Source organism: Arthrobacter sp. SLBN-53, from assembly GCF_006715585.1.
Taxonomy (GTDB): Bacteria; Actinomycetota; Actinomycetes; order Mycobacteriales; family Mycobacteriaceae; genus Mycobacterium; species Mycobacterium neoaurum_A.
This window is the reverse complement of record NZ_VFNN01000001.1, coordinates 1,817,046-1,839,078: the sequence shown is the minus strand read 5'-3', so window position 1 is coordinate 1,839,078 and position 22,033 is coordinate 1,817,046. Positions and strand designations below refer to the sequence as shown.

20 protein-coding genes are annotated in these 22,033 nt (G+C 67.7%); 6 read left to right on the top strand and 14 right to left on the bottom strand.

From position 1 onward, the window contains the following. The first annotated feature begins 40 nt into the window (after positions 1-40). Both FBY28_RS08710 and FBY28_RS08705 read left to right on the top strand, forming a co-directional pair. The gene (locus FBY28_RS08710; RefSeq protein WP_216847580.1) at positions 41-1,705 is read left to right on the top strand and encodes an amidohydrolase; all 1,665 of its coding nucleotides are present in this window, start codon (positions 41-43) and stop codon (positions 1,703-1,705) included. 13 nt (positions 1,706-1,718) lie between these two features. Beyond that, positions 1,719-3,074 (top strand): APC family permease, encoded by a 1,356-nt coding sequence (locus FBY28_RS08705; protein ID WP_141865944.1) that lies wholly within the window; start codon positions 1,719-1,721, stop codon positions 3,072-3,074. 57 nt (positions 3,075-3,131) lie between these two features. Here the strand turns inward: FBY28_RS08705 and FBY28_RS08700 are convergent, their stop codons facing one another. The 4 genes from FBY28_RS08700 to ku form a co-directional block, all read right to left on the bottom strand. Beyond that, positions 3,132-4,193 carry a poly-gamma-glutamate hydrolase family protein gene (locus FBY28_RS08700; protein ID WP_141865942.1) on the bottom strand — a complete coding sequence of 354 codons (1,062 nt, stop codon included), beginning with the start codon at positions 4,191-4,193 and terminating at the stop codon, positions 3,132-3,134. Positions 4,194-4,202: 9 nt separating this feature from the next. Further along, positions 4,203-5,306, bottom strand: coding sequence for an NAD(P)H-dependent amine dehydrogenase family protein (locus FBY28_RS08695; RefSeq protein ID WP_141865940.1), 1,104 nt, complete (start codon positions 5,304-5,306; stop codon positions 4,203-4,205). Positions 5,307-5,312: 6 nt separating this feature from the next. Then, positions 5,313-6,104 (bottom strand): SDR family oxidoreductase, encoded by a 792-nt coding sequence (locus FBY28_RS08690; RefSeq protein ID WP_141865938.1) that lies wholly within the window; start codon positions 6,102-6,104, stop codon positions 5,313-5,315. Between the two features lie 258 nt (positions 6,105-6,362). Next, a complete protein-coding gene (gene ku / locus FBY28_RS08685; protein WP_141865937.1) occupies positions 6,363-7,292 on the bottom strand; it encodes a non-homologous end joining protein Ku in 930 nt (309 codons plus the stop codon). Positions 7,293-7,350: 58 nt separating this feature from the next. Between ku and FBY28_RS08680 the strand changes: the two genes are divergently transcribed. Further along, positions 7,351-9,642 carry an ATP-dependent DNA ligase gene (locus tag FBY28_RS08680; RefSeq protein WP_216847579.1) on the top strand — a complete coding sequence of 764 codons (2,292 nt, stop codon included), beginning with the start codon at positions 7,351-7,353 and terminating at the stop codon, positions 9,640-9,642. Between the two features lie 2 nt (positions 9,643-9,644). On the opposite strand, the gene FBY28_RS08675 is transcribed toward FBY28_RS08680, so the two are convergent. The 3 genes from FBY28_RS08675 to FBY28_RS08665 are packed head-to-tail and all read right to left on the bottom strand — an operon-like array spanning position 9,645 to position 11,397. Next, the gene (locus FBY28_RS08675) at positions 9,645-10,277 is read right to left on the bottom strand and encodes a hypothetical protein (protein WP_141865933.1); all 633 of its coding nucleotides are present in this window, start codon (positions 10,275-10,277) and stop codon (positions 9,645-9,647) included. Positions 10,278-10,315: 38 nt separating this feature from the next. Next, positions 10,316-10,771 (bottom strand): ribonuclease HI, encoded by a 456-nt coding sequence (gene rnhA / locus FBY28_RS08670; RefSeq protein WP_141865931.1) that lies wholly within the window; start codon positions 10,769-10,771, stop codon positions 10,316-10,318. Beyond that, positions 10,768-11,397: a VOC family protein gene (locus FBY28_RS08665; RefSeq protein WP_141865929.1), complete on the bottom strand. Its 630-nt coding sequence runs from the start codon at positions 11,395-11,397 to the stop codon at positions 10,768-10,770. The genes rnhA and FBY28_RS08665 overlap by 4 nt, the downstream gene beginning before the upstream one ends. Before the next feature lie 142 nt (positions 11,398-11,539). Between FBY28_RS08665 and FBY28_RS08660 the strand changes: the two genes are divergently transcribed. Together FBY28_RS08660 and idi are read left to right on the top strand one after the other, a co-directional pair. Next, positions 11,540-12,661, top strand: a complete 1,122-nt coding sequence (locus FBY28_RS08660) for a GGDEF domain-containing protein (protein WP_216847578.1) — start codon at positions 11,540-11,542, stop codon at positions 12,659-12,661. A 70-nt stretch (positions 12,662-12,731) separates the two neighbouring features. Continuing rightward, positions 12,732-13,280, top strand: coding sequence for an isopentenyl-diphosphate Delta-isomerase (gene idi, locus FBY28_RS08655; RefSeq protein WP_141865927.1), 549 nt, complete (start codon positions 12,732-12,734; stop codon positions 13,278-13,280). Here the strand turns inward: idi and FBY28_RS08650 are convergent. Genes FBY28_RS08650 through FBY28_RS08625 form a run of 6 tightly spaced genes read right to left on the bottom strand, consistent with a single transcriptional unit; the run spans position 13,201 to position 20,076 of the window. After that, positions 13,201-14,286, bottom strand: a complete 1,086-nt coding sequence (locus FBY28_RS08650; RefSeq protein ID WP_141865925.1) for a DUF5914 domain-containing protein — start codon at positions 14,284-14,286, stop codon at positions 13,201-13,203. The genes idi and FBY28_RS08650 overlap by 80 nt on opposite strands. Next, entirely contained in the window at positions 14,283-15,818 is a 1,536-nt protein-coding gene (locus FBY28_RS08645) for a hydroxysqualene dehydroxylase (protein ID WP_141865923.1), read from the bottom strand. Before FBY28_RS08645 ends, FBY28_RS08650 begins: the two co-directional genes overlap by 4 nt. Beyond that, positions 15,815-16,519 carry a class I SAM-dependent methyltransferase gene (locus FBY28_RS08640; protein ID WP_141865921.1) on the bottom strand — a complete coding sequence of 235 codons (705 nt, stop codon included), beginning with the start codon at positions 16,517-16,519 and terminating at the stop codon, positions 15,815-15,817. The genes FBY28_RS08645 and FBY28_RS08640 overlap by 4 nt, the downstream gene beginning before the upstream one ends. Further along, positions 16,516-17,460 (bottom strand): phytoene/squalene synthase family protein, encoded by a 945-nt coding sequence (locus FBY28_RS08635; RefSeq protein WP_216847577.1) that lies wholly within the window; start codon positions 17,458-17,460, stop codon positions 16,516-16,518. The genes FBY28_RS08640 and FBY28_RS08635 overlap by 4 nt, the downstream gene beginning before the upstream one ends. 10 nt (positions 17,461-17,470) lie before the next feature. Next, a complete protein-coding gene (crtI, locus tag FBY28_RS08630; protein WP_141865919.1) occupies positions 17,471-18,982 on the bottom strand; it encodes a phytoene desaturase family protein in 1,512 nt (503 codons plus the stop codon). Further along, the gene (locus FBY28_RS08625; protein ID WP_141865917.1) at positions 18,982-20,076 is read right to left on the bottom strand and encodes a polyprenyl synthetase family protein; all 1,095 of its coding nucleotides are present in this window, start codon (positions 20,074-20,076) and stop codon (positions 18,982-18,984) included. The genes crtI and FBY28_RS08625 overlap by 1 nt, the downstream gene beginning before the upstream one ends. 270 nt (positions 20,077-20,346) lie before the next feature. Between FBY28_RS08625 and FBY28_RS08620 the strand changes: the two genes are divergently transcribed. Continuing rightward, positions 20,347-20,736, top strand: a complete 390-nt coding sequence (locus FBY28_RS08620) for a DUF5709 domain-containing protein (protein ID WP_141865914.1) — start codon at positions 20,347-20,349, stop codon at positions 20,734-20,736. On the opposite strand, the gene FBY28_RS08615 is transcribed toward FBY28_RS08620, so the two are convergent. Beyond that, on the bottom strand, positions 20,723-21,940 hold the full coding sequence (locus FBY28_RS08615; RefSeq protein ID WP_141865912.1) for an MFS transporter: 1,218 nt from the start codon (positions 21,938-21,940) through the stop codon (positions 20,723-20,725). The two genes, FBY28_RS08620 and FBY28_RS08615, sit on opposite strands and share 14 nt — an antisense overlap. Positions 21,941-22,033: the final 93 nt, after the last annotated feature.

Sequence of the window (22,033 nt, the reverse complement as noted above, 5' to 3'; positions counted from 1 at the left end):
CGAATTGCTAAACTCCCAACCCCGCGTAATGTGCAAATCCGTGGTGTCGACCTTGTTTCGCAACGGATCCGTGTGGGCCGGCGTGCCCGGTCAACCGTCCACCGACGCATTGCTGGTCACTGACGGGGCCATCGTCGCCGTGGGACCCGACGCGGTGGCCGAGGCACCCGAAAGCTCCGACATCGTCGACCTGCAGGGTGGTTTCCTGATGCCGTCCTTCGGCGACGGTCACGCCCACCCGCTGCTCGGCGGTCTGGAGTTCGTCGGCCCCGCGGTACGGCCGTGCACCTCGGTCGACGAGATCGTGGCGGCCGTCCGCCGCTACGCCGAGGACCATCCCGATCAGGAATGGATCGTCGGTGCGTCCTATGACGGCAGCCTGGCAACCGACGGCCTGTTCGACGCGCGCTGGCTCGACGCCGCGGTCGCCGATCGGCCGGTGGTGCTGCGGGCCTGGGACTATCACACCGTGTGGTGCAACACCGCCGCGCTGGAGCGCGCGGGCATCACCGCTGACACCCCCGATCCCGCACTCGGTGAGATCCCGCACCGTCCCGACGGGTCGGTGCTGGGCACCCTGCGCGAATGGGGCGCGGTCGACCTGGTGACCGCCGTCATGCCGGCCCGCGACGAAGAGGTCCGGCTGGCCGCCCTGGGTACCGCGGCCGATTACTACCTGGCCCACGGCGTGACCTGGGTTCAGGACGCCTGGGTGGAACCCGGCGACGTGCAGACCTATCTGGAGGCGGCCCGACGCGGCGCGCTGCGGGTGCGATTCAACCTCGCCCTCTACGCCGACCCTCGGCATTTCGACGACCAGGTGGCGCATTTCGCCGATGCCCACCGGCAGGTGAGCGAACTCGGCTCGCCCATGCTGACCGCGCAGACGGTGAAGTTCTTCGCCGACGGTGTGGTGGAGAACGAGACCGGTGCGCTGCTGCAGCCCTACTGCTCGGGCCTGCATTCGCATTCCAGGGGGCAGGAGCGTAGCGACTCGGGGGAAAACCACGGCATGACCGTCTGGGAGGGACACTCGCTGGCCCGGGCCTGCCAACGCGTCGACGAACTCGGTTTGCAGATCCACATCCATGCCATCGGCGACGCCGCCGTCCGCCAGGCGCTCGATGCCATCGAGTACACCGTGGCGCAGAACGGGCCCCGCGATCGGCGGCCCGTGATCGCCCATGTCCAGCTGGTCGACGACGACGATCTGGACCGCTTCGCTGCCCTCGGTGTCATCCCGTGCATGCAGCCGTTGTGGGCGCAGGAGGATGCGCTGATGAACGTGCTGACCGTGCCCCGGCTCGGCCGGGAGCGGGCCGACAAGCAGTACCGGATGCGCTCGTTGGCGGAGTCCGGCGCTGCGTTGGCACTGGGTTCGGACTGGCCGGTGTCCTCGGGAGCTCCGCTGGACGGTATCGCCGTCGGCGTATCGCGGCAGACCGCCGAGGGGGAACCGGCCGGGGGCTGGACACCGCAGGAGACGTTGGCCATCGAACGTGCGCTGGCCGCCTACACCACCGGCGTGGCCGATCAGGCCTTCGCCGAAGCGATCTGGGGCAGGTTGGCGCCCGGTGCCAGCGCGGATCTGGTCTGGCTGGAACGCGACCCGCGATCGACCCCGCCGCTGGAACTGCCCGGCATCGGGGTGCGGGCCACCTATCTCCGGGGTGAGCCCGGGTTCGTCGCAGCTACATCACCGTAAAGAGGGAGCGCACATGTCGACTTCGGAGCCGTTGGTCGGTATCTCGGCAGATCCGCACGAGGGCAGGCTCAAACGCGCCCTCGGAGTGCCCTCGCTGGTGCTCTTCGGCTTGGTCTACATGGTGCCGCTCACGGTGTTCACCACCTACGGCATCGTCACCGTCGAATCCGGCGGCCGGGTGCCGCTGGCGTATGTGGTGACGCTGGCCGCGATGATCTTCACGGCCCGCTCCTACGCCAGGATGGCGGCGGCCTACCCGGTGGCGGGATCGGCCTACGCCTACACCCAGAGGACCTTCGGGGCGCCGGTGGGATTCCTGGCAGGCTGGTCGTTGCTCCTGGATTACCTGTTCCTGCCGATGCTGAACTACATGGTGATCGGGCTGTATCTCAACGCCGCGGTGCCGTCGATCCCGCAGTGGGTGATCGTGCTGGTGACCATCGTGTTGGTGACGGTGCTCAACATCGTCGGCATCGTCTCGGTGGCCCGCGCCAACGCGGTGATCATCGCGGTGCAGGCGGTCTTCATCGTGGTGTTCCTCGTCATGGCGGTGGCGACGATCTCGGGTTCCGGAACCGTCGACATCATGGCGCCGTTCACCGGTGACGGCACCGCGGGGGGAATGGCTCCGGTGCTGGCCGGTGCGGCCATCCTGTGCCTGTCGTTCCTCGGGTTCGACGCCGTGTCAACACTTTCCGAGGAGGCCAAGGACGCCCGGCGCGATGTGCCGAAGGCCATCATGCTGGCCACCGTGATCTGCGGTGTGCTGTTCATCGTGCTGTCCTACGCCTCACAGCTGGTCTTCCCGTCGAATGCGTTCGAGAGTGTCGACACCGGGTCGGTGGATGTCATGGTCGCCGCCGGCGGCGCGTTCCTCTCGGCGTTCTTCACCGCGGCCTACGTGGCGGGTGCCACCGGATCGGCGCTCACCTCGCAGGCCTCGGTGGCGCGCATCCTGTACGCGATGGGCCGCGACGGTGTGCTGCCGCGCAAGGTGTTCGGGCACGTCTCGGTGAAGTTCAGCACCCCCACCTGGGCGATCCTCGCGGTATCGGTGATCTCGCTGCTCGCCTTGGTCATCGACCTGGCGCTGCTGGCGTCGGTGGTCAGTTTCGGTGCCCTGGTGGCCTTCTCGGCGGTGAACCTGACCGTGATCAAGCACTACTTCGTCGATGCCGGTGAGAAGAACGTGCTGAACAACCTGATCCTGCCCGGTATCGGTTTCGCGCTCACGGGGTGGTTGTGGACCAGTCTTTCCGGTGACGCGTTGCGGCTCGGGTTGATCTGGCTGGCCGTCGGATTCGGTTGGCTGCTGGTGGTCACCCACGGCTTCCGGCGCCCGACGCCGGTGCTGGACATGAAGGAGTAGGTGTCGCGTCGAATCTGAAGACGATGGCGGCTTTTCGTCGAATCAACGCGATCGTCTTCAGGTTCGGGGCCAGGCCCGGGCCGCTGCGACCAGTCCGGCGATCAGGGCGCGGGTCGGCCGGCTCAGCCCCTCCTCGCCGAGCGGGCCGCTGCGCGGGCTGATACCACGCACCCGTGGTGCCAACTCCAATTGCACACCGCCGCCGCGGGTTCGGTTGACCGGATTGTCCTGGTGCAGTCCGCGCAGCTCACGCGGGATCGCGTCCAGATCGGTGATGACCCGATGCCCGGGGATGTCGATGTGCGCGGCCACGTGCCCGGCCAATTCGCGATTCCCGCCGCCGGCGAGCAGTTCGTTGCCGCGCCCGACGCGACCGTAGCCGTGCAGGGAGACGACGTGCTCGGCGTGGTCCAGGAACTCGGCCAGGCGCTCCGATTCGGCCGCGCGGTACGCCGCCGAGGACAGGTGGTGCGGGTAGTCCGGCGGGTGGCGTACGACGTACACCGACGCCCCGGCCTGCTCCGCCGCGCGCTCGGCGATGACATCGGTCATCCGTTCCAGCCCACCGCCGTGGATGGCCAGGAAACCGAACGGCCCACGCAGAGTCGAGCACTCCGCCACCTGCGGGTCGGTCAACAACTCGGTGAGGGTCCGCGGTCCCGGCGTCGCGGATGGCGCCAGCGCCCGTGGCCAGTTCGCGGGATGCCAGCGGTCCAGGAAATCCAGCCAGCGCTGCGGGAGTCCGTGGCGCGTGGCCCCGGCGATGACGCGTTCCAGATAGCCGGGGCGGGGCGCGCCCGGTTCGATGCGGTGATCGATATAGATCCAGGCGTCGCGGGGTCCGTCGTCGGTCCGGACCGTCGCGCGATCACGCCGATAACGGACCGGGATCCCTTCGGCACGGTCGAGCACGTCCAGGTCGGCATCGCTGATCCGCCACACCACCCCGTGCACCTCGGCACCCGCGGCGGGCTCGATGGTGGCCACGCCACGCTCGTTGATCAACCAGTCGTGATCGGCGAGCATCGCGCGGACCGGGCCGCGGGCATCCGGGCAGCGTGCGGCCATCTGGTCGGTGCACAGGTTGGAGCCGTAGGCGAAGTAGAGATGGTCGGCCACCGGTCCAGCCTAGGGTGCGGCGTACAACCCCTTGCCGGTGATCAGCGGCAGGTCGAGTGTGGTCGTGATGCCCGGTTCGGCCGCGACCACCGCCGCGATGGCGTTGACCACCCGTGCGGCGGTGGCCACCAAACCTGCGTGATTGTGGTCGCCCTTGCGGCTGCTCAGGCACAGGTCCAGTGCATAGGACGGCTCGCCGGTGACCTCGACACGGTAGGAACCGCCCTCCTGAGCGGGCTGGGGCCAGTCCGGGCAGAGGTCCTCGCGCAGCCGGGTCACGTGCTCCAGCACCACGGCGGGATGGCCGTCGACCATGCCGCGCACCTCGAAACGCATGGCGGCGGTGCTGCCCTTGGGGATCGGCCCCGCCGCGATCTCGAAGTCCTCGGGGGCCGGGATCCGGGTGTGGGTCTCGGTGACCTCGTCGAGTTCGACGCCCAGGCCGGCGGCCAGTTGGCGCACCACCGAACCCCAGGCCAGACTCAGCACACCGGGCTGCAGCAGCATCGGCAGTTCGTCGGTGCTCTTGCCGAAGCCCATCACGTCGAACATGACGGTGGGACTGTCATAGGTGGCGTAGTCGACGATCTCCATACAGCGAATCTGCTCGACACGCTGGCATGTCCCTGCGAGCGCCAGCGGCAGCAGGTCGTTGGCGAAACCGGGGTCGATGCCGTTGACGAAGATGCTCGAAGACCCCTTTCGCGCCGCCTCTTCGATCGGGGTGACCAGTTCGGCGGGCAGCACCTGCCACGGGTACTGCAGGAACACCGCCGCGCTGCCGACGACGTTGATGCCAGCGGCCAGCAGGCGCCGGTAATCCTCGAGCGCGTCGGGCAGCCGGTTGTCGGCCATCGCCGTGTAGACCGCGCAATCCGGTGCGGTGGCCAGGATGTCCCCGAGATCGTCCGTCGCCGTGATGCCGGTCGAAACATCCAGTCCGGCAAGCTCTCCGGCGTCCTTGCCGGCCTTGGCCGCCGAGGACACCCACACCCCGGTGAGTTCGTACTGCGGGTCCTCGATGAGCTGGCGCAGGGCGTGGCGGCCGACGTTTCCGGTGCCGATGGCGGCGACCCGGATCGGTGTGGGTGTGGAAGCTGATGTGTCAGACATGGTTCCTCACAGGTCCGGGATGGGCAGGTCGAGGTTGGGGAAGGTCAGCCCGCCGTCGACCTCGAGGGTCTTACCGGTCAGGTAGCTGCCGGCGGGGGAGGCCAAATAGACTGCCGCCGCGGCGATATCGGTCGGGTCGCCCAGCCGGCGCATGGGTGTCGCCTTCTCCATCGGATCGCGCAGCGCCTCGTTGGAGGCCACCACGTCCAGCGCGGAGGTGAGGATCGATCCGGGTGCGATGGCGTTGACGCGGATGCGCGGGCAGAGGTCCAGCGCCGAGAGTCGGGTGTAGTGCGCCAGCGCCCCCTTGGCGGTGCCGTAGGCCGCGAAGGCGCGCCCGGCCAGCCTGCCCATCGTCGAGGTGATGTTGATGATCGACCCGCCGCCGGAATGCTCCAGCATCAGCGGGGCCGCCGCGGTGGTCAGCGCGTGGGCGGTGCCGACGTTGAACGTGAACGCGTCCCTGAGGTCCTTGGTGGAGGTGTTCAACAGCGGGGCGGGCATGGTTCCGCCGACATTGTTGACGACGATGTCTAGTTTCCCGAACGCCTCGACCGCCTGCGCTGCCAGCGCCGCCGTCGCCTCGGGATGCGCCAGGTCGGCGACCACGATGTGTGCGCGCCGTCCGGTCGCCTCCACCTGGGCGGCGACCTCCTGGAGCTGGGACTCGGTGCGCGCCGCGATCAGCACGTCAGCGCCCGCTTCGGCGAAGGCCACCGCGATGGCGGCACCCAATCCGCGACCGGCGCCGGTCACCACGGCCACCTGATCGTCGAGTCGGAATCTGTCCAGAATCATGAATGCCTCGTTTCTGCCGTCGGCGCCACGGTAACAAGCATGGGGAAGCCTCGGACGAGATTTCTGGAACACGTTCTAATTTGTCGGCGGCTGACACATGGCGCGGCAGCCCAGATTTCGGGGTCGAGATGTGAGGCTCACGGAAACCGATGCGGTGCACAACACCCTCGGAGTGCACATTCGCGGCTCCGGTGTGCGAGTTCCACATCAGGGACATTTTCGGGAGGAGATCGGTCCCAGGTGTGAACCTCGGTCGCGCTACTTCTCGGCGGCGGCCTTCTTGGCGGGTGCTTTCTTTGCGGGTGCCTTCTTGGCCGGTGTTTTTTTGGCGGCAGCCTTCTTGGCCGGTGCCTTTTTGGCCGGTGCCTTCTTGGGCTCGTCCTTGCCCGACGATCCGGATCCGCGGGCCTTCACGCTGGCCTCCAACTTGGCCAGCAGGTCGGAGACATCCTCGGTCTCGTCGAGGTCGGTCGGCGGTTCCTCGACGGTGAACGCCTCGCCACCTTCGAGTTTGGCCTGCACCAGTTCGTGTAGCTGCTCCTGATAATCGTCACGGAACTGGTCGGGCTTGAAGTCATCGGTCATGGATTCGACCACCTGGCCGGCCATCTTGAGCTCGGCCGGTTTGATCTCGACATCCTTGTCCAGGGAGGGGAAGTCCGGGTCGCGGATCTCGTCGGGCCACAGCAGCGTGTGGATCACCATGACATCGCGCTTGCTGAAATCCTTCACCCGCAACGCGGCCAGGCGCGTCTTGTTGCGCAACGCGAAGTGCACGATGGCCACCCGATCCGTCTCGGCCAGCGTCTTGGCAAGCAGCACATAGGATTTCGTCGACTTGGAGTCCGGCTCCAGAAAGTAGCTCTTGTCGTACATCATCGGGTCGAGCTGGTCGGCGGGCACGAACTCCACGACCTCGATCTCGCGGCTGCGTTCCTCGGGAAGGGTGGCGATGTCCTCATCGGTGATGATGACCGTCTGGCCGTCCTCGGAGTCGTACGCGCGGGCGATATCGCGGTACTCGACCACCTCGCCGCACACCTCGCAGGTCCGCTTGTAGCGGATGCGCCCGTTGTCCTTCTCATGGACCTGGTGGAACTTGATGTCGTGGTCCTCGGTGGCGCTGTAGACCTTGACCGGCACGTTGACCAGACCGAAGGAGACCGAACCTTTCCAGATCGACCGCATAGGCAACGGTAACAGCGGGCATTCCGATCTGGTGGTTGCCGGGAAATATCATTCGGTGGTGGAGCGTGTGGGCCGGGTCAAACTGACGAATCCGGACAAGGTGCTGTATCCGCAGACCGGCACCACCAAGGCCGAGGTGTTCGACTACTACGTCGCGGTCGCCGCGGCGATGCTGCCCCACATCGCCGGCCGCCCCGTCACGCGCAAGCGATGGCCCAACGGCGTCGGCCAATCGGACTTCTTCGAAAAGCAACTCGCGTCCTCGGCGCCGGACTGGCTGCGCCGCGGATCGGTGACGCACCGCTCCGGTACTACGACCTACCCCATCATCGACACCGCCGAAGGACTGGCCTGGATCGCCCAGCAGGCATCGCTGGAGGTGCACGTTCCGCAGTGGCGGTTCGACCCGCACGGGGCGCCCGGGCCGGCGACCCGCATCGTGTTCGACCTCGATCCGGGTGAAGGCGTGACCTTCCGGCAGCTCTGTGAGGTCGCCCATGAGGTGCGCGGCTACGTCGAGGACATCGGCCTGACCGCCTACCCGTTGACCAGCGGCAGCAAGGGCGTGCACCTGTACGTGCCGCTGGCCGATCCGATCAGCTCCCAAGGGGCTTCGGTGCTGGCCAAGCGAATCGCGCTGGCGCTGGAGAAGGGCATGCCGACCCAGGTCACCGCCACCATGACGCGCAGCCTGCGGGATGGAAAGGTGTTCGTGGACTGGAGCCAGAACAGCGCGGCCAAGACCACCATCGCGCCCTACTCGATGCGTGGCCGCGCCGAGCCCACCGTGGCCGCACCGCGCACCTGGGAGGAACTCGCCGATCCCGACCTGCGGCAGCTGAACTTCGAGGAGGTGCTGCACCGACTGGAACGCGACGGCGATCTGCTGACGGCTCTGGACGATCCGCTGCCCGTCGAGGACCGGCTGAGCACGTATCGCACCATGCGCGATGCCGGTAAGACCCCCGAACCGGTCCCGACGGCACCGCCCGCGGTGGGGCACGACAACACCTTCGTCATCCAAGAGCATCACGCGCGCCGGCTGCACTACGACTTCCGGCTGGAACGCGACGGCGTGCTGGTGTCCTGGGCGATTCCGAAGAACCTGCCCGAGATGACATCGGTGAACCACCTGGCCGTCCACACCGAGGACCACCCGCTGGAATACGCCACCTTCGAAGGGGACATCCCGGCAGGGGAGTACGGCGGCGGGAAGGTGATCATCTGGGACGCCGGGACCTACGAGGCCGAGAAGTTCCGCGATCCCGGTGTCGACGGTGAGAAGCCGATCGACACGGACGGAAAAGGGCACGCAAAAGGCGAGGTGATCGTGACGCTGCACGGCGCCAAGGTGCGTGGGCGTTACGCGCTGATCCAGACCGGGGGAAAGAACTGGCTGGCGCACCGTATGAAGGAGCAGCCCGTCACGACGGTGGCAGACCTGAAACCGATGCTCGCGACCCATGGTTCGGTGGCCAAGCTGACACCGGCCGGCTGGGCGTTCGAGGGTAAGTGGGACGGGTACCGCATGCTGGTCGAGATCGATCACGGTGAGTTGATGCTGCGCTCGCGCAGCGGTCGCGACATCACCGCCGAGTTCCCGCAGTTGCGCTCGCTGGCAGCAGATCTCGCCGAGCATCGGCTGATCCTCGACGGCGAGGTCGTGGCTTTGGATGCCGACGGCGTGCCGAGTTTCGGTGCCATGCAGAATCGGGCGGCGGGTAGCAATATCGAGTTCTGGGCATTCGATCTGCTTGCCCTGGATGGCCGTTCGTTGTTGCGCGCGAAGTATCGCGACCGCCGAAAGCTGCTGGAACTGCTGGGTGGGGACGGCGCCCTCATCGTGCCGGAACTGCTCGACGGTGACGGTGCCGCCGCGCTGGAGTACGTGCGTGAGCACGGTTATGAGGGCGTGATCGCCAAGAAATGGGACTCGACCTATCAACCGGGCCGACGGTCGCGGTCCTGGATCAAGGACAAGCTGTGGCGCACCCAGGAAGTGGTCATCGGCGGCTGGCGGGCCGGCGAGGGCGGTCGCACCAGCGGGATCGGCGCACTTGTCGTGGGTGTGCCGGACCGGGACGGGCTGCAGTTCGTCGGCCGCGTCGGTACCGGTTTCACCGAGAAGATGCTCACGGACCTGCGGACCACATTGGCGCCGTTGGAGACCTCCGATTCCCCCTTCACGACAAGACTTTCCGGGCCGGACGCCAAGGGGGTCACCTATGTGCGGCCCGAACTGGTCGGGGAGGTCCGCTACAGCGAGCGGACATCGGACAAGCGGCTGCGTCAGCCCAGCTGGCGAGGACTACGCCCCGACAAGTCGCCGGATGAGGTGGTCTGGGAGTAGGGCTACCGATCGGTGGCCGGCGGCAACGACTGCACGGTGTAGCGCTGCGTTTCCTGCGCAGGCAAGTAGGGGGCGTCCCGCAGCAGCACCGTCCGTTGCCGGAAGCGCTCGTCGGAATCATCGAGCGCCAGCACGCCGGACGTCGAATCGTGCACGCTGAACCCGTCCACCGAGATGGCGAGTTCGTCGAACGCCGCTTCGGTATCGGCATACCGACCCGGGCCCTGGTTGCGCCGTTCGAGCAATCGCAACGCGTCGAGGCCGGCAAGCGCGAAAAGGTCGCTGCCGTCGAGGAACACCGGGCGTCGCGGGTGGGCGGGCATGATCTCGCAGAGCCGGTCCGCCGCATACCGCAGCACGAGGTCGCCGCGCGTTTCGGTCACGCTGTCCGCGGACGGACCGCTGCCGGTGTACTCGGCGATGAAGTCCTGTTTCTCGTCCTCGGTCATGGCGTCACCGAACATGGCCAGGGTCTCGCGCAGCATATCGTCGGCGACACGATCGGCACCGCGACCGGTGATGACCCCGTAGGTCGCCGCCAGCGCGTCCACCTGTGCCGGGGACATGCCGAATTCCAGTCGTCCCAACCCCGACCGGGGACGTACGGTCCAGTCCGATTCCGATTCTGATGGCATGGTGATCACCGAGAGTGGCTGTGCGGCAGCGGAGACGGTCAGCCCGCCGCGGCCACCGCGGCTTCCAGTCCCCGGGTGGCCAACACGTCGGCCAACTCGTTGTCGGCAATCCCGGAATGGCCCTTCACCCAGAACCATTCGACCTGGTGGCGCGCACATGCGGCCTGCAACCGCTGCCACAGGTCGACGTTCTTCACCGGCTCCTTGGCCGCGGTCAGCCAGCCATTGCGCTCCCAGCCGCGAACCCAGGTGGTGATCCCGTTACGCACGTAGGTGCTGTCGGTGTAGAGGTGCACCGTCACCGGACGGGTGAGCGCCTCCAACGCCATGATGGGCGCGGTGAGTTCCATCCGGTTGTTGCTGGTCCGGTCCGGCTCGCCACCGAACATCTCCCGGACGTGATGGCGCTGGCGCAGCACCGCGCCCCAACCGCCCGGTCCCGGGTTGGGCCGGCAGCCACCGTCGGTGTGGATGATGACGGGCTCGTCGGTCATCTGCCGAGAATAGGTGCCGAGATGAACGCACTGGGAACCGACATGCCGAGCTGCTGGTGGCGCAGCGTGGTGATCCGGCGCCCGGGCTGCACGGCGTCCTTGACCCGCGAGGTCAGCTCGCCGAGCAAGGCGGCGCCCGCGTCGATATCGGCGACGGTGTAGGTGATACCCCACAGGGTGGCCGGTCCGTCGGCACGCGTCTCGGGGGAACCGATGACCTCCAGGATCACCGCGCCGAGCCGATAGAAGATCTGCCGGACGGGTCGTCCGCCGAGTTCGGTATCGCGTTCCCGACGCGGCAGCACCCCCGCCGACCCCAGGGCAGCAACGGTCCGATCCAGGTCGGGCGACATCATCACCAGATGGTCGATGTCGACGATGCCATTGGGGTGCTCACCGGGCTGTGGCGGATCGGACCGCGACGATGCGGTCGGTATGCCGTCCACATCGGCCCCGTCGAACTCCCGCAACGACCAGCCGATGATGCCGGTGCCCTGCTCCCGCCCGACCAGGCGGATCCGCACGGACCCCACCCGGCAGACCCCGTCGGCGTCTACGCCGAACCCGGCGCCGGTCCATGCGGCCGCAGGGTCGGCCACCAGGATTTCGTCGATGCTGAGTGCCACGCCTGGAGATCTTGCCCGGTGTGGTGCCGCCACCGTGGCGTAGGGTCCGTTCCGTTTGCTGGTGTGCCGGTGGGGCTCAAGGAGCGGCGCGCTCGCCAGTTCGCTGACGGCGGCGCCGTTGCGTTGGTAGCCTCGTGTCGATTTGCTCAACACCCTGAACGGAGCGATGACGGTGGTCGGGACTCCATCGAGGCAGTGGTTGGCGCGGACCCATCACTACGAGTGGATCACCGATTACCTGGCCGCACGCGGCGCCACCGGTGCGGTGCGGGTCGTCATGACCATCATCCCGGCGTCCCTGGCGATCTGCCTGCTGGTGTTGTTGCGCAGTATCGACGCACCACGGCCGGGAGTGCCCACCGCCATGATGTGGGCCGCGTTCTGCGGTGGGGTGGCCGGGTCCGCCCTGTGGGCCACGCGCTGGCCATCGCGGCGTCAATCACTGGCCTTCGCGTTCGTCACCAACGCATGCGTGGCGCTGGCGTGTCTGTCCTTCTCCGACCCCCATGGCGCCCTGCTCGGCTGTGTCGCGTTCGCGACCAGCGCCGCCTACATCGGGTTCTTCCATTCCACGGGCCTGGTCATCTACAACTTCGTGGTGGCCTCGACGGTCGCGATCGTCATCGCATCGCGGATCGTCGCCACCGGGCATGTCGCGGTGGCCGTGGTCGACCTGTTCCTGGTGACCCAGATCAACATCGTCATGCCCATTGCGATCCACCTGCTCATCCGGTCGCTGGGGGTGGATCTGGAACGCGCCGGGCGAGACTCGCTGACCGGACTGTTGAACCGCCGATCATTCGACCGGTATGCCGCGCGGATGCTCGACGAGAGCGATATCGACCCGGATGCGCACCTGGTGGTCGTGATGATCGATCTCGACAATTTCAAGCGACTCAACGACACCCGCGGTCATCAGGCCGGTGACGACGCGCTCGTGGCGGTCGGGCGCGCCCTCGGCCACGCCGTCGCCGATATCATCGCCATCGTCGCCCGCACCGGCGGTGAGGAGTTCGTCGTCGCCGCCGAGTGGCACACCGACGACCCGGGTCCGCTGGCCCAGCGGTTCTGCGATGGGATAGCCGCGTTGCCGATGGCGATCACCGCCAGTGTGGGGACCGCGTCGGTGCCGATCCGGTCGCTGCGCCGGGGCGCGGGCCATCTGCAGGCTCGGGTGAATCAGCTGTTGGGCGCTGCCGATGATGCGATGTACGAGGCAAAACGCGCCGGCGGCAACAGGTATCACCACTCCGCTGCGCACTGATCCGGACGGTCCGCACGTGGGCGCTGAGCTGTGCGTTTGATGGCGTCGACGGCGGGTAACCAGTCCCGTTGTGAATGACGAGCAGGTGGTCCTCCTTGACGATTCCGGCCGGGCCATCGGCAGTGCCGACAAGGCCACGGTGCATCACTCACACACCCCGTTGCATCTCGGCTTCTCCTGTCATCTCTTCGACGACCACGGTCGCGTGCTGCTGACCCGGCGGGCGCTGACCAAGCGCACCTGGCCGGGGGTGTGGACCAATTCGTTCTGCGGGCATCCCGGCCCGCACGAACCCACCGTGGACGCGGTGCATCGTCGCGCAGATCAGGAACTCGGCACGGCCGTGCGCGATGTGCACTGCATCCTTCCCGAATTCCGGTACCGCGCGACCGCGGCCGATGGGACGGTGGAGAACGAGCTCTGCCCGGTGTTCTGTGCGCTGATCGACGGGCCGCTGCGCGTGGCACCCGAGGAAGTGATGGACACCGCGTGGGTGCACTGGCCCGAGATCCGGATGGCCGCAGAACTGGGTTGGGCGATCAGCCCGTGGGCGCAGATTCAGGTTCCGCTGCTCGACGCGGCCGATCTTCCGTCGTGGGCGCGGCGCTCGGCGGCGTGAGCAGGTTTGCGGTGCCCTCCCGCGTCGCCTCGTCGTCCTGACGGCGGACCTGCGCAAGCCGCTCGGCGTACACCAGGTCATCGCGCCAGAGGCGATGTGCGGCATGGCGCATGAACGGGATGATCAGACCCTGCACACGTCCGGCATGAGCGAAGCCGGGTCGGTCCGAGTGCGCGATGACAGCCTCGACGACCCTGCTCTGCGGGCGGCCGTCCGCACCAGCGCGCAATGGCGACGCGTGGGTCTCCACGACGCTGCCGCACCCCTCACCCTCGATGATGCGCATCGTCAGGGTGCGGGGCTCCGGGCTGGTGAACTCGGCGATGACGGGAATGCCCAACCGGCCGAGTCGAAAGGTGACCGCAACGAGGAAACGGTCCTCTTCCTCGGGTAGATCCGGATCCGTCGGCGGTGCGCTGAGCACCTCCAGCCGGGTGAAGGAGTACGGATGGAACCAGGCGCCGTGCCAGGGATCCATCCTGTTGGCAATGATGTCCTGCGGTGTGCAGTCGCCCGTCATGGCGGCGACGGCAGAAATCCGCGGAAGTCCCGGCCGGGCCGGCAGAATCGGTGCCTCGGTGGGGGTTTCACCGCCGATCCGGTCGAGCCGAACCCAGACCAGCACACCGTCGTCGTGGATCGGAACCGCCGTCCAGTCCGCACGGGTTCGGCCGGTCAACTGAAGACCGTGCCACGGGCAGATCAGGTTGCCGCGTTCGACCACCCCGGTGCACAGATCGGCTCCCAGGTGCGGACAACGGGCCGGACCGGCGTGCAACCGGCCGTCGTCACCGCGCCAGCAGACCAGTTCGGCACCGGCGACGGTGGCGGCGAAGGGTTTGGAGGTGATGTCGGTGCTCGCCCCCACCACATACCAGTTGCCGCTGGGCCGATTCTGCGACCGCTTCAGGGCGGCGTCGATCACCGCCGGGTCGGCCTGCCGGTAGGTCGGCTTCTGCTGACTCCACGGAGTGCGCGGGAGTAGTTCGAACGGCCACGCTTTCATGTCCACACCCGCCCTTCGACCCGTTCTGCGAAATGCCGCAGGACCGCAGACCTGCCGCGCACCGGCACCGTGAAGATGTCGTGACCGCGCACCCCGAACTGTTCGAGCAGGGCATTTGCCGCCGACAGTCCTGTCGTCGCGGCACGTTCCATCAACGCCACCGGAAGATCGATGCGGATCCCGTCACCGGCAAGCACCAGACCATTCTCCGGTGTCCGCACACCGGGCCGGCCGGCGAAATCGCCGGGCGCCAGTCGCGGGCAGTCGTTGCGGCACAGCGTGACCTCGTGCACCACGCGCGCATCGGCGGTCTCGGGGAAGAGCTCGTACAACCGACTGTCCAGCGCTTTCCGAAGCTCCGGGCTGTCCTCGGTGATCGAGTAGGCGTGCAGTTCCACCACGGACCCGCCATGCTGGTCGACCCACTCCGCGGCTTCCCGCTCATAGCGCTCCAGCACGCTGATGTTGTCCAGCGGCGGCAGGCCGCCGGTGCCGAGGAACGCGGGCCGGTCGGCGTCGACCGGGCGGTCCAACCAGAGGCGCCGGACCAAAAACGGTGCAGCGGTTCCGAGATCGCCTATCGCAGCGCGCCATTGCGCATCGCCGAGCCCGGGAGAACCGGCGACGATGCGTTGCAGCGCAGGCACCTCGGTGGCCAGGACCACGCCGTCGCAGCGCAGTGTGTCGCCGGACTCGGTGGTGACCAGGAACCGACCCTCATCATCGTTGCCTACCGCCGTGACGGCCGCCCCGGTGCGGATATCGGCTCCGTGACGCTGCAGATAGCGCTCCAGCGGTTTCCATAGGGCGATGTCGAAGTTCTCGGCGGCGACGTCGAACACCAGGCCCTCGCTGGAGCCGAGGAAGTAGATGTGGAACATGGTGGCCAGTTCGGCCGCCGACAGGCCGTCCGGCCGGGTGAAGAAGCTGCGTGAGAAGACCTCGAAGGCAAGATGTTGTGCCGCGGTGGGGAAGTTGATATCGCGCAGGAATGACTCGGCGTCCGAATCGTCGAGCTGCCAGTACGTTTCGGGCACCGACACCGATGCCAACGGTGCCGCCGCCTTGGCATCGATGCGGATCAGGTCGCGCACGCGGAAGGTGGGACTGCGTAATGCGAAGGCCATCGCGTTCAGCGGTGGCGTGCGGGGCAGGCCCCGGAAGGTGTCGCGTCGACCTTGTCCGTCCACGAGCGGGTAGTCGTCGAGAGGGGTGAACATGGATAGTTCGGGGTCGACCCTGCGCAGCACGTTGCGCAGGTTGTAGTACTGCCGGAAGAACGCGTGGAAGCCGCGATTCATCGTGATGTGCGAACCGTCGGGAGCGGTTTCGGTCCACCCGCCGACGCGGCCGCCCAGGTACTGCTCACGCTCGAACAGATGCACGGCCACCCCGCGCTCGGCCAGCGCGGTTGCCGCACTCAGGCCGGCGATACCACCACCGATCACCGCGACGGTGGGCCGGTCGGCGAGATAGGCGGCATGTGGTTGGCCGGACCCGGCGCGATGGCGGACGCGGCGGCGGTCGGTCATGACGTCGCCCTGCCGAGAAAGGTGTGCACGATACCGCGCTGCCACCCGGGCATCGTCATGCTCTGAACGTCGGTGAATCCGTTGCGCTGCAACCGGTCTCGGAACTGTGTTGCGCCATCGAAGTCGTTGACGCTGCGGCGCAGGTAACGGTAGAGATCGGCATCGCCGGTGCGGAATCGACCCGCCGGGATGATGACCGCGGCGCACACCGCGTTCCAGAGGATGCCGGCCGCTCGCGAGTCACGGACCGAGTACTCATGGGCGGCGAAGACACTTCCCGGGGAAAGCATGCCAAGCAGCATACGCAGCACCGGATCGGGGTCGGGCAGATTGCGCACCAGGTATGCCGCCAGGATCCCGTCGAACGGGCCGTGCACCCCGGCCTGTGCCAGGTCCTCGGCCCGGCTGTGCACGAAGGTCACCGTGGACGGCCACCGCTTGGTCCGGGCCTGCTCGAGCATGCCCGCCGAACCGTCCACGCCGACGATCTCGGCGTGCGGGGCGGCGTGCAGCAGGGCCGCGGTCGACGCGCCGGTGCCGCAGCCGATATCGAGCAGCCGCAGTCCGCGTCCGCCGTCGCGGATACCCATGCGCTGCGCCGAGAGCCGAAGATGGCGGTGGTACCCGGGATTGGCGCCGACCAGGCCGTCATAGGCAGCCGCACCCGCGTCGAAGGCCTCGGGAACGTCGTATGTGCTCACGCCGCCTGCCGGATACGGGCGCGCCACGCGGCGCCGAGGCCGCGGGCGGCGACCTGCAGACGCCGGCCGTTGGACACGGTGGCCCGCTGCGTGAACACCTCGAAGTCGATCTCCTCGATGCGATCCAGGATCTCGGAGTACAGCGTCAACGCGGCCCGGATGCACGGCCGCGACTGCGGCCGCAGCATCGGGATGCCGAGTTCGGCTTGCCGATAGATGTCCCTGGTGATCGCGTGCTGCTCGACCAGCGCCGCCCGCAGCCGTACGTCGGTACGCCGATTGCGCTGGCACCAGTACAGCACCTCACGGTCCACACCGTGCGCGGCGAGTTCGTCGGCGGGTAGGTAGACGCGGCCGCGGGTGAGGTCCTCGTCGATATCCCGCAGGAAGTTGGTGAGCTGGAATGCCTTTCCCAACGCGGCGGCGTGCGGTGCTGCCTCCGCGGTGGGGACGACCGTGCCGAGGATGGGCAGCAGCTGTAGACCGATGACCTCGGCTGACCCGTAGACGTAGCGGTCCAATGCGGCCCGGTCCGGGTAGTCGCTGATCGTCAGGTCCATCCGCATGGAGGCCAGGAAATCCTCGAATAGTTGCCAGGGCAGACCGTAGTGGCGCGCGGTGTCGACCACCGCGTCGAGCACCGGGTCGTCACCTGCCATCCGGTTCTCGACCAGCCTGCTGTGCAGCGCATCCGAGAGCTGACGCAACTCGTCTTCACGTTCGGCAGTGGTGCGATCGTCGAATCCGTCGAGCACATCGTCGGCACGGCGGGCGAAACCGTACAGCGCGTGCACCGCCGGGCGTTGGCCCGGTGCCAGCAACCGGGTCGCCAGAAAGAAGGTCTTGCCGTGCGCGGCGTTGAGCGCCCGGCAGCGTTGATATGCCTGGCGCAGTTCCCTGCCCTGTACACCCGCTGCGTCGAGCTCTGAGCCGAGCATCATCTGGTCCTCCTCATCGGGTGAAAATTCGGGGACGGACCGAGGAATCGGCTCCGGTGATCCGGTCGGCGGCCAGTCGGCCGGAGACGATGGCGGTCGGGATTCCCACGCCGGGAACGGTGGACGAACCGGCGAGGATCGCGTTGGGGATACCGCGCACGGTGTTGGCGGGGCGGAACGGTCCGGTCTGGCCGAAGGTGTGCGCCAGGGCGAACGGTGTGCCGGCGATCATGCCCTGGCGGGCCCAGTCCTGGGGGGTCACCACGTCGAGTACCTGCGGATCGGTGACGACGTTCGGCAGCCGGGCAGCCAAGGTGTCGAGCATCTGCGCCGTGTACTGGTCGCGCTGACCGTCCCAGTCCCGTGCGCCGACATCAAGATTGGGTGTCGGGGCGAGGACGTAGAGCAGATCCCTGCCCTCCGGGGCGAGGCTCGGGTCCGCCGCGGTGGGGCGGGTGACCAGCAGTGACGGGTCCTCCATCGGCACACCCTCGTCGATGATCTCCTCGAAGGTGCGCGCCCATTCGTTGCCGAACAGGATGTTGTGATGCGATGCGCCGGCATCCGGGGCGACGGCACCGCAACCGATGTGGGCGACCACCGCCGATGGCGCGGGCTGCAGCTTGATCAGCCGTCGGGGACTACGTCCCAGCAGGCGATAGGTGTCCGGCAGCTCGGTGGTCAGCACCACGGCATCTGCGGCGAATCGAGCACCGGCGGCGGTGCGGACCGCGGTGATGCGGTCGCCGGTGCGCTCCAGTTCCGAAACCGGTGCGTCGTAGTGGAACTCGACTCCGGCATCGGCGGCCGCCGCGGCCAGCGCGTCGGGCAGCGCGCGCATTCCGCCCTTGGGGAAGTACACCCCGGAGATCGTGTCCATGTAGGCGATCACCGCGTAGGCGGCCAGCGCCCGGCGCGGGGGCACGCCCGCGTATAGAGCCTGGAAGGTGAAGACACGCAGCAATCGCTCGTCGGTGATGAACCGCCGCACCATCGTTTCCCAGCCGCGGAAACCGCCGATCGCGGCCAGCTTCGCAAGCTGCGGGGTCAGCAGCGACAGCGGGGAGTCGAAGTTCGACGAGATGAAGCCCTGGAACTCGACCTGATAGAGCTTGGTCAGCCAATCACGCAGGCGCAGATAGCCTTCGGCCTGGGTACGACCGGCGAAGCGTTCGATCTCGGCGGCCATGACGGCCGCGTCACTGTGCACGTCGATACTGCTGCCGTCGGCGAAGGACGCCCGATACGCCGGGTCGACCTGATGCAGCTCCAAGCGGTCGGCGGTGGATTCGCCGACCGCGGCGAAGGTCTCGTCGATGATGTCGGGCATGGTCAGCACCGTCGGACCGGTGTCGATGCGGTAGCCGGAAATGTCGGCGCGGCCCATCCGGCCGCCGGGATCCGACCCGCGTTCGACGACGGTGACCCGGCGACCCCTGCCTGCCAGGTGCAGCGCCGCCGACAGTCCGGACAATCCGGCCCCCACCACGACCACGTGGTCGGTGCGACCAGCCACCGTGCGCATCAGGCGGTCCGCTCGGTGCAGGCCGCGGCGGTCGCGACGAGCGCTGCGCGCACCTCGGGGTCGAGCGCGCCGCCGGCCACACCGTCGAGCGCGGCCGTTGCCGCGGCGAACCGTGAATGGATCAGATCTTCGATCCGCTGCACTGTTCCTACCTCCGAGATCAAGTTCTGCCAGCGAGCTATGTCGTCATCGCCGAGTCGTTCGGCGGTCATGAATTCCTTGAACTGGCGCTGCTGGGCTCCGGTGGCCAGTTCGTACGCCGCGACCACTACGGTCGTTGCCTTGCGGGCCACCAGGTCGGTGCCGATCGGCTTGCCGGTGGTCGCCGGGGCGCCGAAGACGCCGAGCAGGTCATCGCGCAACTGGAAGGCCTCGCCGATGTTCTCGCCGTAGCGGCCCAGGGCTTCCGATACCGCATCGTCGCAGCCGGCGAGCGCGGCCCCGATCTCGAGGGGCCTGCGCACGGTGTAGTTACCGGACTTGCGCCGGGCCACATCCAGAACGCGGTCCAGGGTGGGGAAGCCCGCCGTGTCGTTGACCAGATCCGCGAACTGCCCGATGGCAAGCTCGGTGCGCATATCGTCATAGCGCGGCCAGGCCCGGGCCAGCGGTTCGGAAGGCAGCCCGCATTGGCGGAACATCTGCTCGGCCCACACCAGGCACAGGTCGCCCAGCAGGACCGCCGCCGACTCACCGAAACGCGCGGAGGACCCGGGCAGTCCGCGTTCGCGATGCCAGTCCTCGAAGGCCCGGTGCGCGCTGGGGCGTCCGCGCCGCATCGGCGACTCATCCATCACATCGTCCTGGAACAGGGCGAAGGCGTGCAGGAACTCCAGACTTCCTGCCGCCCGCACGGCGGCGTGACTGCCGTCCGCGCCGGCACGCCAGCCCAGGTAGAGATAGGTCGAGCGCAGACATTTGCCCTCGGCGAGCATGTCGCGCAGCACGCGTTCGGTGATGTCGACATGGCTGCCGCGCAGGGCATCGGCGCAGGTGTCGGCCAGGAAGTCGGACACGGCGTCGAGGACATCTGCGCGCAGCGAAACAAGCCACGCAGGAGGTGGATCGCTGCGTGCGTGAAGCGCAGCCTGCATGCCTGAAGCCATCGCGGGGCTACGTACCCGTTTATCGGTGTTTTCATGCCTGCCAGGGGAACGTTTTTCGGAGTGGACATGAGCCGGTCCGCACGGGGGTTGATCCGCTGTATCCGTGAAGCGGCGCGGGCCTGTGATCAACCCGGCGGCATCAGAACGGTGGTCCACCATCACACCTTATTCGCCCCGACGAATTCCTGCTCGCAGCTTCTCGATGGCCGGTTCGACGATCAGCGGCGCGCATTCGGTGCGATGAGTAGCGTTGTCGGCATGACCGCAGAACTGCCCGAGGACGATCAGGGATACAGCCCGGAAGAAGAAGACCAACTCACGGCTGAGGACACCCTGCTCGACCGCGGTGTCGATGATTTGCTCGACGAAGGCTATTCACCGCCGGAGCGGTGGCAGGAGCCGCGCGAGCACGAGAGCCTCGATGAGCGGCTGGCCGATGAGCAGCCCGATCCCGCCCTCGACGAAAACTACCGTCCCGATGAGCAGGCCGGTGACGACGAGGTGGGCGACCGGCGCTCCGGCCGGTTGGTGGCACCCGACGAGGGCTCCGGGGTGGATACCGAAAAGGACCTACTCGGCAGCGATGTCGGCATCGACGGCGGTGCGGCGTCGGCCGAGGAGGCCGCCGTGCACATCATCGACGAGTAGCGCGCCCCAGCAACACCGACAGCGTGAGCACGAGCAGACCACACATCGCCAGGATCGATCCGGCAGCCGCCGGCGCGGTGTAGCCGAGCCCGGCGGCGATCACCAGTCCGCCGACCCAGGCGCCTGCCGCGTTGCCGATGTTGAGTGCCGAATGGTTCAGCGCCGCCGCGAGTGTCTGCGCGTCGTGCGCCACGTCCATCAGTCGGGTCTGCAACGCCGGACCGACCGCCGATCCCGCGGTGCCGATCAGGAAGAGCACCGGAAGAGCTGTCCACGGGTTGTGCGCGGCGGCCACGAACACCAGCAGGACGACGCCGAGTGACCCCAGGGACAGGTACAGCGCTCGTATCACCGAGATGTCGGCCAACCGGCCGCCGACGAGGTTGCCCACCACCATGCCCAGACCGAACATCATGAGCGCCACCGGAACCAGCGTTCTCGGCAGTCCGGCGACGTCGGTCATCGTCGTGCTGATGTAGGTGTAGACCGCGAACATCCCGCCGAAGCCGATCATCCCGACCATGACCGCCAACCAGACCTGGGGACGGCGCAGGGCGCCGAGTTCGGTCAGCGGGCTGGTCACGTGCATGGTGCGTAATTGGTCGGGCAGCCAGAACCACAGCGCGGTCAGTGTGATCAGGCCGATGACGACCACCAGCACGAAGGCGCTGCGCCAACCGAACGCCTGACCGAGCCAGGAGGCCAGCGGCACGCCGAGCACGGTGGCAACCGTCAAACCGGACAGCACATAGGCGACCGCTTTGGCGCGATTGCGGGGGCCCATCAGGTGCGCCGCCGCCAGTGCCGCGATGCCGAAGAACGCACCATGGGGCAATCCGGCGACGAATCGGGCGATGACAAGTGTGGTGTAGGAGGGGGCGAGCGCGCTGGCGAGGTTGCCCAGGGTGAAGACCGCCATCAAGCCCAGCAGCAGTGCCCGCCGCGGGACACGGGCGGTCAGCGCGGCGATGGTCGGCGCGCCGATGACGACACCGAGTGCATAGGCGGAGATGACGTGTCCGGCGGTGGGTTCGGAGACGCCGAAACCGCTCGCGATATCGGGCAGCAGGCCCATGGCAACGAACTCGGTGGTGCCGATCCCGAAGCCGCCGAGGGCGAGCGCCAGGACGGCCAGCGCACGCACCGCCGGATCGGCGGCCACGACCGACTGCGGGGTGGTGGGGCGTTGGGTGCTCGGGGTCACCGAATGCAGCCTACGGATACTTAGGGTCGGCATTCAACCGAGTTATGTCTTTTTTCGGCGAAAGTGGCCAATCTTACGCAACTGTGCTGCAAT